The 14286-nt window shown below is 35.0% G+C and carries 16 protein-coding genes; all 16 read left to right on the forward strand.

Annotated elements, in window-relative coordinates:
* Positions 1-741 precede the first annotated feature (741 nt).
* The 16 genes from LEP1GSC059_RS01090 (at position 742) to LEP1GSC059_RS01160 (ending at position 13544) form a co-directional block, all read left to right on the forward strand.
* On the forward strand, positions 742-1356 hold the full coding sequence (locus LEP1GSC059_RS01090; protein WP_002179262.1) for an LIC10173 family protein: 615 nt from the start codon (positions 742-744) through the stop codon (positions 1354-1356).
* On the forward strand, positions 1353-1574 hold the full coding sequence (locus tag LEP1GSC059_RS01095; protein WP_002179397.1) for a hypothetical protein: 222 nt from the start codon (positions 1353-1355) through the stop codon (positions 1572-1574). The genes LEP1GSC059_RS01090 and LEP1GSC059_RS01095 overlap by 4 nt, the downstream gene beginning before the upstream one ends.
* A gap of 90 nt (positions 1575-1664) precedes the next feature.
* Complete coding sequence (locus tag LEP1GSC059_RS01100; protein WP_017215152.1) at positions 1665-3152, forward strand: DUF2586 family protein; 1488 nt, start codon at positions 1665-1667, stop codon at positions 3150-3152.
* Positions 3153-3161: 9 nt separating this feature from the next.
* The gene (locus LEP1GSC059_RS01105) at positions 3162-3596 is read left to right on the forward strand and encodes a hypothetical protein (RefSeq protein ID WP_002179477.1); all 435 of its coding nucleotides are present in this window, start codon (positions 3162-3164) and stop codon (positions 3594-3596) included.
* Positions 3597-3643: 47 nt separating this feature from the next.
* The gene (locus LEP1GSC059_RS01110; protein WP_002179512.1) at positions 3644-4054 is read left to right on the forward strand and encodes an LIC_10177 family protein; all 411 of its coding nucleotides are present in this window, start codon (positions 3644-3646) and stop codon (positions 4052-4054) included.
* Positions 4055-4104: 50 nt separating this feature from the next.
* Entirely contained in the window at positions 4105-4263 is a 159-nt protein-coding gene (locus tag LEP1GSC059_RS22655) for a hypothetical protein (protein ID WP_155243373.1), read from the forward strand.
* 19 nt (positions 4264-4282) lie between these two features.
* Positions 4283-6169 carry a hypothetical protein gene (locus LEP1GSC059_RS01115; protein ID WP_020980073.1) on the forward strand — a complete coding sequence of 629 codons (1887 nt, stop codon included), beginning with the start codon at positions 4283-4285 and terminating at the stop codon, positions 6167-6169.
* The gene (locus LEP1GSC059_RS01120) at positions 6166-6711 is read left to right on the forward strand and encodes a DUF6046 domain-containing protein (RefSeq protein ID WP_017215154.1); all 546 of its coding nucleotides are present in this window, start codon (positions 6166-6168) and stop codon (positions 6709-6711) included. Before LEP1GSC059_RS01115 ends, LEP1GSC059_RS01120 begins: the two co-directional genes overlap by 4 nt.
* A complete protein-coding gene (locus LEP1GSC059_RS01125) occupies positions 6708-7079 on the forward strand; it encodes a LysM peptidoglycan-binding domain-containing protein (protein WP_002179122.1) in 372 nt (123 codons plus the stop codon). Before LEP1GSC059_RS01120 ends, LEP1GSC059_RS01125 begins: the two co-directional genes overlap by 4 nt.
* Positions 7079-8113, forward strand: coding sequence for a hypothetical protein (locus LEP1GSC059_RS01130; RefSeq protein WP_002179310.1), 1035 nt, complete (start codon positions 7079-7081; stop codon positions 8111-8113). The genes LEP1GSC059_RS01125 and LEP1GSC059_RS01130 overlap by 1 nt, the downstream gene beginning before the upstream one ends.
* Before the next feature lie 6 nt (positions 8114-8119).
* A complete protein-coding gene (locus tag LEP1GSC059_RS01135; RefSeq protein ID WP_002179432.1) occupies positions 8120-8692 on the forward strand; it encodes a hypothetical protein in 573 nt (190 codons plus the stop codon).
* Complete coding sequence (locus LEP1GSC059_RS01140) at positions 8692-9054, forward strand: LIC10183 family protein (protein ID WP_002179406.1); 363 nt, start codon at positions 8692-8694, stop codon at positions 9052-9054. Before LEP1GSC059_RS01135 ends, LEP1GSC059_RS01140 begins: the two co-directional genes overlap by 1 nt.
* A gap of 363 nt (positions 9055-9417) precedes the next feature.
* Complete coding sequence (locus LEP1GSC059_RS01145; RefSeq protein ID WP_002179284.1) at positions 9418-10548, forward strand: baseplate J/gp47 family protein; 1131 nt, start codon at positions 9418-9420, stop codon at positions 10546-10548.
* A complete protein-coding gene (locus LEP1GSC059_RS01150) occupies positions 10541-11206 on the forward strand; it encodes a hypothetical protein (protein ID WP_002179236.1) in 666 nt (221 codons plus the stop codon). Before LEP1GSC059_RS01145 ends, LEP1GSC059_RS01150 begins: the two co-directional genes overlap by 8 nt.
* Positions 11207-11272: 66 nt before the next feature.
* A complete protein-coding gene (locus tag LEP1GSC059_RS01155) occupies positions 11273-11995 on the forward strand; it encodes a hypothetical protein (protein ID WP_017215155.1) in 723 nt (240 codons plus the stop codon).
* The gene (locus tag LEP1GSC059_RS01160) at positions 11988-13544 is read left to right on the forward strand and encodes a hypothetical protein (RefSeq protein ID WP_017215156.1); all 1557 of its coding nucleotides are present in this window, start codon (positions 11988-11990) and stop codon (positions 13542-13544) included. The genes LEP1GSC059_RS01155 and LEP1GSC059_RS01160 overlap by 8 nt, the downstream gene beginning before the upstream one ends.
* Positions 13545-14286: the final 742 nt, after the last annotated feature.

Raw genomic sequence — 14286 nt, forward strand, 5'->3', positions numbered from 1 at the left:
TTCAAGTAATCTATTGGATAAAAATCAACAAATGTAGGAACTTTTACATTTAGAATTTGTTCAAAAATCTTGGAATCAATCAATTTTGAATGTTCTATAAAGTGTAGTAGTTCCCACAGACACTGTCGCATCTGGATGTTTGCGAATTTTTTAGTAGTTTGTTATCGCTAAATTTTCCTAATTTTTAGGTTTTAGAACAAATTTTTAAATATGCTTCTCAAAACTTTAAATGTAGGAACTTTTACTTCGAATAGAATTTTAATAATTATCAATTTCCTCTGAAAGAGACAAAATCTGTGGGAACTATTACAAATTTTGATTTTACGATGGAATTTTTAAAATCTATTACTTGGGCATATAAAAATTAACGGTTAATTTCGTGAAAATGTAAAAGTTTTTATTAATTGAATATACCTATTGATTTATTTTCATATAAAAGATATTTATAATAGACTTCTTGAAAAATTCCATAGTAGCGATTAGCAAAGTTATTTCAATCGACTGTTTCCATAAAATGCAAGCAGATAGAAAATTTATTTTTCAATAACTTTAATATTATCGAATAACCTAAAACTCTATCCATCAGAAAGTTTTATTGAATTAGTAACAACTTTTCAATTGCAGATTAAAAATCGCGTTCCTAATTTTAAGTTGAGCAGTTTAGAAACATTAGAGGCGGTTCCGTTCTTGTTTATTATCTAAAAAATCGTATTCTATCTGGTGTTTGGGTAACACTACTTTATGAGAACTAGTCATTTAGATTATTTAAAATCCTTAATTTTATCGATCAAAACTTTACCAGAGCCACCTTTTGCGGATCCGATTTCTTTGTTTTCTGAAAATAGGATTTTTCAATCTGTTCCGAACGTAAACGATTATCCGAATTTATTCCCTTTCTGTATAATCTTTCAATCTCCACTTATTTCGGTCGTGGACGGAAGACGGTTTCAACGATTGGATTCCGAATTTGTAAACGGTATTAAAAATATTCGTTTTTTAAAAAGACATTATATTCAAGAATTTAAATATTCTATTGATTTTTGGATGCAAAATCCTTTAAAAGATATTCCTTCTTCGGGTCATTTCGGTTCTGGGTTTTTGGGAATTTTTGATCAGATTCTAATTTTTCTTTCTAATCAACGGAAATTTATTACTCCTTACGGAGTCACCGTCGAAGTAAGGCCGGGTGTCTTTTCTATTATCTCTAATCCTTCTGAAAATTTAGGATTTTATAAATTAACTATGGAAATCTTTTTTAACGACGGACTTTTTGAAACGGAATCGGTTCCTACTCTGGCTCAGGGAACCTTTCAGATCGAAGAGCCAACGGAAATAAGAACATCGGAGGAACAATGAGAGCAGTTGAGTTTATTAAAAAATACGAAATTACGTCGGCTTTAGCCGCCGGTTTTTTGGATCATTTGCGTAGAACACCCGAAGAAGACGTAAAAGAAGAAATTCTTAAAAACGCCTATCAAGAGTTTTCGGGTATAAATTTGGACAAAATAGAAAATTCTACCTGGGAACAAAAAACCGTTCACATGGAAGAAGAAATTTTGCCAAAGGAAATGTAAGCGAGCCGAATCAGAATCTTGAAAGTAATTATATAAAGAGCGGCTCGCCCGCCATTCTACTCAGTTGCTCTTTTTATTAGGAGCGTATCAATGTCAACAGGTAATGTGACTACCTACCATCAGGATGGTGGGATCAATTTCAATGACGTAAAACCAGATCGTGTAGGTTCTAAAGTGGGTACCGCTGAGACCGGCGATGCCAACAGAGTTTACGTCATCAATAACACACCTCAAGCCAAAGACGTTTTCGGAAGAGGAGAACTTGTGGATGCCTTGGAACAATTTTTCGAGGAATTTGACGAATCGAAAGGTCAAAAACCGGTACCGGTTCTTTGTGTTCGTCCATTCAACGACTTAGTTGGTCGTGTAAGCACTCCTACCAAAGTCGGTGGAGGAGAAGCGGCTCTTCCTACAACTTCCGGAACTCCAACAGGCAGTAGGGTTGTAGTACTTAAAATCACAAAAGCGGGAGCTTGTAGTAATGCAGAATATCGTAAGTCCGTGGACGGAGGTGTGAACTTTTCCACTCCTTTGATTATTCCTTCAAGTGGTTCTGCAATTTCTTTGGATGTGGGGGTTAGCGCTACTTTTACGAATGCTTCCACTCCTACAAACACTTTTCAGTTAGGTGATACATTCACTTTTATAATTACCGGTCCAACGGCGTCTAACGCTTCAAGGCTTGCAGCAATTGAAGTTTTAAAAAGAGAATACGGCTCATATTGGATTCATGTTTTGGGTCCTGCTTCTAGAGCCTTTGCGATGTCGTGTAATGTTATTTTAGAAGAAATGGAAATTGAACATCACCTTCCTTCTTTAATAATTTTGGAAGCAAGAAGTAAGAACAAATCAGAAACGATTCCACAATACTTTCAATATATCCAAGATGAATTTGAACCTTTCGCTTCTCCTAAAGGCAGAGTGATGATTGCAGTTGGTGAAGCGCGGTATATCAAGGGTGGTGTTAACGCTTCTGGTGGTTATTCTGCTGTTAAATCCGCAGGTGATTCTATCGGGACTTGGAGAAACTTTGCAACTATGGCTACCGCGAAAATTGCAGCAGTTCCGGTTAACGTTTCTATCGGTTATGTTAGGGATATGCGTTCTCTTACGTTTTCAGAAATCCGTTATTGGGATGAAGGATACAGAAACTATATAGATCTTCTTCATGATATGGGTCTGATGGTTCTAAAACAATACGACGACTACGACGGGATTTTTATTGCAAGAGATAAAATCAAAGCAGGAAGCGATTCAGATTTCAAGGAACTTCCTGAAAGAAGACGTGCCGATAAGATGCATCGTATTCTTTATCGTGAGTCTCTCCAATTCTTGAACATGGATACAGAAGTAGATTCTGGGTCTGGTGGTTTAGATTATTTGAAAGCATACATCGATTCCAAAATTTCAGCCGAAATGGAAGCTCCTGGTAGAAAAGAAATTTCCGGTCATGAAATTGTTTTAGATCCAAATAAAACGTTCAACACCGATCGGATCTTAAAAGCGAAGTGCAAGATGTATGTTAGTAATAGAACCAAAGCGATCGAATGGGAAACCTCTTTCGCCACACCCAAATAGGAGTCAACAATGGCATTAGAAGTAGTAAAGGAAAACTATAGCTTCACCAATCTTGAACTGAAACTTTTCGGATATGATATGGTGAACTTTTCCGGATTCAAATTTGATCATGGGGTCGAAATTGAATTAACATACGGAAAATCAGGAGAGATCGTAGGATACACGACTAAGAGTTATAAACGTAGCATCAGCGCAGAAATTTATTTTGAAGAACTAGATCGTTTGACTCTTCTTGCTGCTCCTTATGGAGGTCTGATTGAAAAACTTCCACCAGCTCCGTTGACTGCGGTTTTGAAAGCAGAAGGAAGGCCTGACTTTAAATACCTTGCACCCGCCGTAAAAATTACGAAGTATGTCGCGGATTTCAAAAGTGGAAATTCGGGAGCGGTAGCGGTTCCTTTGGAAATCGCTTTGCTTTCGATTCCTGTCATTTCATTTGCGTGACGACTACTTTGGTAATTATTTAGAAATTAAGGAAATAAGGGTATATAATGAATCCATTAATTAGTTCAATTCCTGCTCTTAAGGAAGCTTTTGAAAAACTTCCCCAACCTTATCAGAACATAGATGACGATTTTATTTCACGTAACAAGGACGCGATCGACGTGATTAAATCTCATTTTGCTGATAAAGGAGGTCTTCACGTTTTAGATGCGGGCGAAGGTAGGAAAATTATTTGCAGAGTACCAAATAAAACTCAAGTAGATGAAACCTTAGAGAAAGCTAGAAAAGAAAAACAAACCGATGTCGCACAACGTCTCACTGGTCAGTGTTGCCTATATCCTAGTTTTGAGGTCGTAAACGGGTGGGCTCAGGATTCTCCCGGTATCTTTATCCCGATCAGCAATAAATTGATCGAGTTGACTGCAACAACCCAAGAGGTGACGGCAAAAAAGTTATAGGGGAGAAGCTTAGGCTTCTGAAGACCGGAAATAGTGCGTTAGACGTACTTATGATGTATTATTTCCCTGGAAGAAAGATAGAATACCCCGAAGACGGAGACGAACGCGAAAATTATGAAACTCAGTTGGCTGCAGAATTAGAATTTGTGCAACAAATAGAGATCAACACATTAACGCGAGCGATCGTTAAAGCGTTTAACGGGGATTAAACATTACGGGAGGCGAGGTATGGCTGATACAAATACAAACGAATTGAAAATTGTTTTTACAATAGCGGATCTCGCCTCCAGTAAAATCAACGAGATCAATGGCAAGTGGGATAGTATGAAGCAGTTGATCGGTGAAGATAAGAAATATTCAGAACAATTTAAAAAATCCGTTCAAGAAGTGGATTCTTCTTTTATGAGTATGGAAAGAGGTTTTGCCATTTTAGATCAAAGGGCATCAATCGCTAAAACTTACAAGGATTTATACGACGATAGAACAGAATCCTTGAAATTGGAAAAAAATTTACAATCACTCGGTTTATCTGCTTTTCAACTTTCCGAAAAAACCGGTATTTCGGTGGAAACAATTCTTTCCGGTGTGAATAAAATAAAATCTTCATTCAAAAATTTGAATTCTTCCAATTTAAATGTGTTAGTCGGAATTGTTGCAAATACCGTTTTGGCAACGGGTGAAAAATTTTCGGATTTAACAGAACAATTAATTTTTACTGGTAAGCAAATCAAGAATTTTAACGTTGACATTGGTAAATTATATTTTATTAATATAATGGATTTTAAATTATCATCGGAAAAAATGGATTTTTTTCCATTTCAGCTTAATCGAGTTTCTGAATCTTGGAATAATTTTAAAAAAATTTTAGGAAAGGGCATAGAAGATTTCGCTCTTGTAAAATTCGGTATCATAGAGTCTGTTCTTAAAAATATATTTGAATTATTAGCCAACGGTATCGGTAAAATAAACGTCTTTCTTGGTGAAAATCCCAAACTTGCTGGAACCTTTTTTATGTTAGGTGTAATAGGAGCGGGCGCTTTGATGGTTTTAAAGTCGGTTACTCTTGGTTTGTTCACCGCTTTGAAAGTTGCGGTAATGTTTAATCCGATCGTATTGGCGGTAGCAGGTATTGTTGCAGACCTGGCTTTGATCATTACTTATTGGGATGATATAAAAATAACTGCAATTAAAACTTGGAATTGGATCGTAAATACTTGGGGTAATCTTTCTGGTTTTGGTAAGATAGTAAATTCAATTTTCAGCATATTTTCGAACCGGATTCAAGAGATTTTAGTTTTTGCTATGGTCGATCCGATCTTCGGTTTATACAGTTTGATTTGGCAAGCGCTTGGTAATGTGGTTGGAGACATTCGTAATCGTATGAAAGATTCCGGTAAAAGTCTTTTTACTGCTTTTTCGGAAGGAATTCAATCTTCTATTGCGGATTTAAAATCTACGATTCATGATATAATGCAGTCTATCGATTGGTATCTACCTCATTCTAATGCTTTAGAAAGACTTCTTTCCAGAATTACCGATTCAGGTTTTGCATTTATTGATACTTTTATCTTAGGAATGAAACAAAAAAATAATACGTTAGTAGGGGAAATGTTCAACGGATTCAAATCTGGATTGAATTTTATACAAGAAAGTGGAGCTAAAAGCACAACTATATTTTCGGAAGAAATCCCTTCTAATAAGTTAGTAGTTTATAATAAATTAATGTATTTATTAGAAAAAACAAGAAGGTTGTTTCTAATTTCGGACGCTAAGAAAGGACCATTTTCTACTTTGACCAAATCGGGCAAGGCTACAATCGCAGTATTTTCTTCGGGACTGGAATTAGAAATTCCTAAAACCAATCCAATTCTTCAAAGATTTCATCAGGTTTTGACGAACGATTCCAAAGGAATTATTAAACGGACATTGGAAAGTAAAGAAAATTCTGAAGTTATATCAGAAAAATCGAATGTTACTTCAAACACAAATATAGGATCTGTCATTGGTCAACTTGTAATCGGAAATAAAACTATGGATAAGAAAAAAATCGGCGAGATGATTGCGGATGCAATTTTTCAAGAATTGGACCGATTTGAGGAGATGGAATTAATATGATCGGAGGAATTACACCACCCGCGCTTCCCGCAGGGTATCTTCCTTTGGAAGTAATAACGGGAGATATAGATCGATTGAAAGTGAGTTGGTCCGGTAATAGATACGAGTTTCCTTCTGGTACTAAGATCAAAGCGCATCGAGAAAAGGAAATCGTTATGACTTCTATTCCTGGGGGAAAGAACGGAACTATCAAAGAACTTACCGGATACAAAGATTGGACGATTACGGTAGAATTTACCATTCTTGCTTCGACTTATGGAGCCGGTAGTTTTGCGGCTCCTACAAACCCTTTGGTTAAAACTATGAGACAAAAAATGAGAGAACTACGGGATCTTTGGGAGCAAGAAGAAACACTTTGGTTATCTCATGCCATGTTAAGAGTATTAGGAATTACGAATGTAGTTTGCCAAAAGTTTGAATTTTTAAACGCTCCTATTCAATATAAACAAGAAGTTATTATCACTTTTTTGTCCGATGAGGAATATGATTTGGATCTTGCTTCTATAGAAGCTAAAAACAGTGTAGTGGAGTCTTCTTTATGAGTCAATTTTACGTTCTTAAAAACAACGATACTTTACAAAGACTTTCCGCTCGTTATTATGGAAAATGGGAAATTTGGAGATTGATCTTAGATAAGAATCCTCAGATAGAAGATTGGAAAAATCTTAGAGTTGGAGTTTTAATAGAAATTCCGGAGCCTTTAACGAAAGATTGCCTGCATACGATTGCAGATGGAGAGACATACGAATCCATCAGTTTTCTTTATTACGAAACGGAACATTTTTCGGGTAAAATTCGTGAGAATAATTCTAATATACAACCTTATGAAAATGTAGGATCAACTCTTTTTATAGAGGCTCTCGTTTCTAAAGGTGAACTTCAAAACGCGAAAAGAAGGATGACCTTGTAATGTATGTCTTAAATCAAGAATTAGAAATATCGAATATAAAATTTCCAGCAATAACGGAAGTTATATTAGAATCTTCAAGAGAGATTCCTACTGACATACTTACGGTTAAACTTCCTAAATATAAGAATTTAAAAAAAGATTCGATCGTGAAATTTTCAAAAGTTACTTGGAAAGCGGGATATTCTCAATATGGACTTTTAAGCGAGTTTAACGGTTATATATTGGAGATCAGTCCCAAGGTTCCACTTGAGTTAAAATGTGTGGACCCGTTTTTCTTTTGTCAACGTAAGATGATGACAAAAGATTATCATCAAAAACCGTTAATGGTTTTTTTAAATGACTGTATTCATCCTCAGATTAAATCGGATATTTCGATTATTGTTCGCGATTCAGACATTAAACAAACGGTAGACATTAGATGTGCCAGAAAATCGGCACGTTATGCATTATCTGAGTTGAAGAAAACTCACGGTGTGGACGTTTTTTTCCACGATTGGAAATTGGTGATTCAAAAAGCGTATAAACATACTGATTTAAGTTTTTCTTCTAAAAAAAATAAAACTCAAAATTCAAATAGATCTCAGGAAATATTTCCTATCTTTCGTTTTGGAAAAAATATTATTCAAGACGAACTTACTCCTCTAGAAAGTAAACCGTTCCAAATTATTGTAAGAGGAGAAAATCCCAGAACCGGACAAACATATAGAGGAGCTTATGGAACAGGTGAAACTTGTTATTACGAAATCGACGGATTGGATTCTCAAGGAGCTGAAAAAAGAGCAAAAGAAATTTTTGATGAGAAATGTGGTTCTGGTTTTAAGGGAAAGTTTGTTTCTTTTGGTTTTCCTTCTATCACTCATTCTCAGATTATTGACGTTCAAGATCCGGATGATTCTTCTAGAAGCGCTAAGACGTTTGTAGATAAAGTGATTAAAAAATTCAATAAAGAAGGTTATAGGCAAGAGATTTTTCCAGGTTTTTATTATGAACCTCCTAAGACGGGATCTTCAAAATCAAATAAAAAAATAAAGTAGGATTCAATGGCTGATAAAACCATTATACAAGCAATCGTCCAGGCATGGAAAATAGGTTTTCCTATTTTCTTTCCTAAATTAGGAATTGTAGATTCTGTCGATTCCGAAAAGAAACTTCTAACAGTAAAGGTTGCAGAAGATTTCATTTATAACGTTACTTGGACCGAACCGGTAGTTCCAATGCAGGGTTCTAAATGTCTTTTGATAGCAAGAGATAATATCGAAAAAAGATATACCGCATTCAGTTTTGAAAAAATTGATTCAATTAAAACGAAAGTTGCAGATAAAATAGAAATTGAAATCAATGAAAATAAAGCTTTTATAAATTATAATAATATAATTAAATTAACTATCAACGAAGAAGGTTTTCTTTTGGATCTGGACGGTAAGCCGCTTAAGATTCAGGGAAATATAGAACAGGACGGAGATTTTAAAACTACCGGAAAGATGGAGGCAGAAAAGGAAGTTACCGCTTTTGCTCAGTCTTCTAATTCCGTAGGTCTATCTACACATTTAACTGATTACGTAGATACTCCGGTTGGTCCTTCCGTTTCGAACAAACCTAAGGCAGGCACCTGATGATCGATTTTGCAAATGATTCTATACAATTCGGAGATTTGACATTAGATCTTTCTGATGATGATTTGTTAAGCGACAGTAACTCAGTTCGAATAGTTTTGTCTGAAATTCGAGAGATGTTTGAAATGACAGTAGCCGATGATGTGGACTATCCGGAAATTTACAGCAGACAAAGGATTGCTCAGAATTCTACGGAATACGATGAGTTATCGGAACGGATCCAAGATGCGGAGAGGATTCTTAAATTTCATCCAGTTATAGATTCTCAATCGATAAATGTGGTCCTTGACGAGGAAAGACGGCTTGTAGTTGATTTCCGATTAAAAACGGGAGAATCTGTAAATGGAATTTTAATGAAATAAATATAAATATTATAATATTCTATATATAGAGAATTTTTACTAAAGCTCCTTTTGTTGATAGTTGTATGACGGTGTATTAACGATTTTAGGGGTGGAATTTATGACATCTTATTGTTCATTGCATATTCCAAAAACTGAAAAACTGCCCGGCAAGTTTTTAAAAAAATGTAAGAGTTTCCACAAATTATGTCTATTTCTATGTTACATGGACTTTAGAACTAGTTAAAAAATGTAGGAATTACTACTCTTTAGGCCGAAGATTTAAAAAATGTTTTAATGGAATTTATAGGTTAACGTTTCAAAATGAAAATTATATAATAATTTTATAAAATTAAAATTATGAATTTATGATGGAGGTAATCAATGAATTTAAATATAACTAAAGAACAAGTTCTTAATGAACATCTTCAAAGTGTAAAAGCTTCTGGAGTATTCAAAAATCATACGTTTAGTCCTACTTCAAAAACTTTTTCAATTTTGCGAGCCGTTTCAAATGCTGTATTTTTATTTATCGATGATAATCTTATTTCTATCCAGAAAGCGATTCATCCTCATACAGCGGAAGACGATGCTTTGCACGAACATTTAATTCGCAGAGGAATGCAATGGAAACCCGCTCTTCCCGCTATCATTAAGGTTAGAATTGGTTCTTCTCTTCCATCTATGATAGATCGTGAGATTCCACAAGCTTTAATTGTTACTACTTCCGGGAATGAAGACCAAAGAATAAAATTCTTTCTTCAAGAATCCTTAATACTTCCCGCAGGTACGGCAGCGGACGTTCACGGAAAATATACTGTAGAAGCACTTGTTCAATGTACAGTTGACGGTCCGATAGGAAATGTTGTTCCGAGTTCTATCAATCTAATAGAAAATCCTCCGAGTGGAATCGATTACATTTCTAACATAGAAGTCAATCCGATTCAACAAGGTCAGTATAGAGAGACAAGAACTTCGGTTAGAGCCCGTTTAAGAAATGCAGAAGGTGTTTCTTCTAAATGGACTCCGATTTGGTATGTGGGAGAAACCGAAACGTTTTCTTTTGTAAAAAGAGCCGTTTTTAAAAGTGCTAAGAATTTAAAAACAGATGGGGAAGTAAAAATTCTAGTTCAAGGAACGGTGGCTCCTTTGACAGATTCTCAACTTACACAGATTGTAGACCATTTCAATTCGGAAGAAAATGATCCAGGTGGAGTTGCTCATGTGCTCGTAGAAAATATTTCTGAAATTATAATCAATAAGACTGTTACTGTAAAATTTTCTTCTTCGGATACGATTCCAAGTCAAATCGTTTTGGATCAAATAAAGGACGAATACTTTCTTTCGCTAGAAGAAGGACAGGACTTTGTAGACGCACAGTTAAAAGCTTTATATCAAGCTCTTCCCAATTGTATCGATGTAGAATTCAATCCATTAGGAAATGTTGATGTTCCTGCGGGTTCTTTGGCAAATGCAGGTTCAGGATTTCAAGTAATTGGTGTGGTCTATGTTTGATAAATTTACTTTTGATTTCGATTCGACCGTTTGGAAAAATCAGAGAAGTTTAATACGTAAATTGGGAGTAGATAGTTTTTGGTATAAGATTTTAAGATCTATTCTCTCGATTTTGAATGAAAGAGCAGGAAGGCTTAGTTGGCTTTATAGACAGATGTGGCTCGAAACAAGCGACGGTTTTGGTTTGATTTTGTGGGGAGCCAGATACAAGATCGAAAAACTTCCGGGAGAAACGGACGATTCGTATCGAAGTAGACTTTTGCTCGCCAAACTTTTTAAAATGTCGATTGCTTCTGTGTCTTCTAAAAAACAGATCATTCAATTTTCAACGGGACTTAATCCGGAAGAGATCAGTTATTTTAAAGTGTATAACTCTGAAGAAGCTAAAAATTGTTTTGTGATGGGGGGGGCTTTGGATCAAAGAATGATGTCTAGAAAATACATTTTATTTAGATGTAGGTTTTTCTTTCCAAAACTTGCCGATTCTTTAAATCGATCCACTCTTGTTCAATCTATTGAAAACGTGAATATAGGCGGAAACGTATGTGAACTTTGGGAAGATAAAGGAGAATTTGATCCGTTCGTGATGGGAGGAGCTATCACGGGCCAATTTCATTCTCGTAGAGCCGAAAAGATTCGAGAGTATTCAATTTATTAGATATAAAAATTAATTAATATTTTAATATTATTTAAACTACTTAATCGCTCCTTTGAAGGAGCAATCATGGAAAAAGTATATGTTTATTCTTCCGAATCTTTGGAGGAATATCTATGTTCCAATCTGTCGTCTATAGAATTGGAAGTGGAGCTTTTTAATCGAGATAAGTCTGAAGAGAAAAAGAAAAAAATCCACCAAGGAATTTCATTTCCTCCGGAAGGTTTTAAATTTGAATGCGGGGAATTGAAGGAACTTTCTCTTTCCGAAAAAGCAGATCGAGGTTTGATTTCTGTTCCAGAAAATATGAAAATAGAAGAGGAAAGGTTAGTTCCAAAAACAGAGCTCGAACTTTTACTATGTGGTCTTTTGACGATTTCTTCTTATAAAGAAAAGAAGATTCAAAAAATCTATGCTAAGTTTGACGAAGCGATGAATCAAATTCTTTCCAAATATCCTAAAGCAGAACCTCTCTCTTGGTCGATTCTGGCTCCACAAGCCAAAAAATGGATTTATGCAAATACTGAAGAAAAAGAGAATCTTAAGTCTGAACTTATCTGTTTAGTAAGCGAATCTAAGAGTCAAGATAATGAAGATATTACAGAACTTGCAAGTTCTATTTTAACTAAGTCGAATGTATATGAATCTTATAGCGGTTTATGCAAAAAATTAAAAAGAGAATTAATTTTACAAATCGAAAATAACACAAAAACAAACGTGAATGTACTTTATAACGAGTTGGAAGCGATTGTAATAGATTTTCCATTTTTCGAAGGAGTCAATCATGGATAAATTATCAGGGATCGAATTTCCGAACGTAGGCAAAAGGGTTTTTCCAGAAGATTGGAAAAAAGAACAAGAATCAAAAAGTCAAGAGGTCATTGATCGAGATCTGGATCTTTTGGGATTTGGAATCCAAAATGGAGGGACGATTGTGGTTGGTTCGGGACCAAATTGTGTGGATTTGATCGATACTTTAATTGCTTATGATGTAGAAGGAAAAAGGATTCAAGTAACACCAGTTGCTGGAATTCCGGTTCCGAATAACGTTACTTGTACTCTCATAGTTCGTCATAAGTTTTTAGAAACGCAATATAATAGTCCTTCTAATCTTCCAAGTGATGGTCCGAATTTATGGAGAGATAATTCTTTTGAGATTCTAACAAGACAAGGTTCACTCGTTGTCGGTGACGTTCCTTTGAGATTAATTTCGTCTAACGCTTCTGGGGCTGTAATCCTAGGTACAGATCTAAGAGTTTGGAGAGGAATTTCCACAAACAATATCAAAGACGGACAAGTTATGGAAGAAAAACAGGCGACTTCCGTAAAAACAGGTATATTATCAGATTTGCATGCAGATATAATTACAGCAATCAACCCGGATGCAAATAATCCTTTGAAATTTGTCAAGGCGATCAATCAAGTTTATCTTTTTTTCAAAAACTTTATAGATGTGATATTTAGACAAGAGCGTAAATTTTTAGGAGAAATGTTTTGGATGGACGATTTAAGAAGTCCTTCAATTGATTTTCCAGCGTTCTGTTTGGCTTCTCCGGATCAATTGATTAATTCGACCGGGAATGGCGGAATGCCAGATTTAGTTTCGTATTGGCTGAATCAACCACTTCGTTACGATCCACTGGGAAGTAATGTAACGGATTTTGATGTGACCAGTTATACAATTTCGAGTAATATTCTGACTTTGACATTTGCAGCCACCACGCCGTGTTTAAAAATCATTGATGCTTTGGGAGAGGATAATTTAATCCATGGTTCATTTACGAACTGGATTACAGGAACTTTATTACAAGCAATTGGTGGGATTCCGACTAACTCTACTTTGGCGATTACTTCTATTTCTTCTACAAATAGAACGATCAGTTTTACATGTACAGCAGCGAATTCAAGTGGGTCTCTTTCAGGTGTAAAAGTTCGTTTTTATAAACATAGGTTACCGGACGCGGTTCCTGGAACTACAATTACCAATCAGGTCCGTCATTTTACGGTTCAAGGAAGAGGATTTGTTTCTGTAATGGATACAGATGGAGAATGGATTGGAGGACTTAGAAGAAGAGATCGATTTCAGGGACATAGACATGGTGCTTCCACTTCTATTTCCTTTGATATTCCGCAAGGTGCAACGGGAGGATTGGGTTCTTTGGTTGCGGCAGGTTATTATGGAGATGGAGTACCACGTGGATTATTATTAAACGGTTATCCTTCGACAACTGTTACTGGTCCGAGTACAGATTCAGCAAGCGGTGGCCATCGAATTGGCAAAACAACGGATGCACGAGGTATATCAGGATTTCCTTATATATTTATAAAACGGATTTTATAAAAAAAAATTATTCATCAAGTTGGCGTACAAACGTTTTGTGCGCTAACAAAGATAAGTCGTATTGAAATTTATAATAGATTAAACAGTGTCGATTGTAGGATAGAGCAGTATATAAATAAGTATAAGTAGTTATTAATTAAGGAGTAATTTTTACTTTATGAATTTAGTTATATCTAATGAAAAAAATTTCATAAAAAATAAAATTGCACCTAAAAACATTACCATCTAATCTTTTCTCGATCAAAAAAGCTAAAATAGTGTTTTGCACAAATTCAAAATTATATCTTAAGGAATTGTCCCTAAAGGTAATTGTATTTACGTAAAGTTCTATTTTTTATCTTTGGAAAGTCTCTATTCATGAATCTTAATAGAGCTGTTAAAAAATCCATAGCGACGATTAACAAAACTGTTTAAATCTATCGTTTCCATAAAACGCAAGCAGAGAGAGTTTATCTTTCAACAATTCTAATGAATTGACGTCGAGAATTAATGTAATATAGAAATTTGATTTTTAGATTCTCTAAATAGAACAAAATTTTTAAAGAAAAATTGTAGTTCTACATAAGAAAAAAAGAACTTTCATAAAATTCAAAAAAAATGATCATTCAATTAAATTTCTACATGAAAATAATACTAGAGTTGTTGAAAAATTACATGTGACGATTAATAAAACTGCTTCAATGGACCGTTTCCATGAAACAGAAACTAAGTGGCGATTCATTTTTCAACAACTCTACTATAC

Origin of the sequence: Leptospira noguchii serovar Panama str. CZ214 (assembly GCF_000306255.2) — a bacterium.
Classification (GTDB): Bacteria; Spirochaetota; Leptospiria; order Leptospirales; family Leptospiraceae; genus Leptospira; species Leptospira noguchii.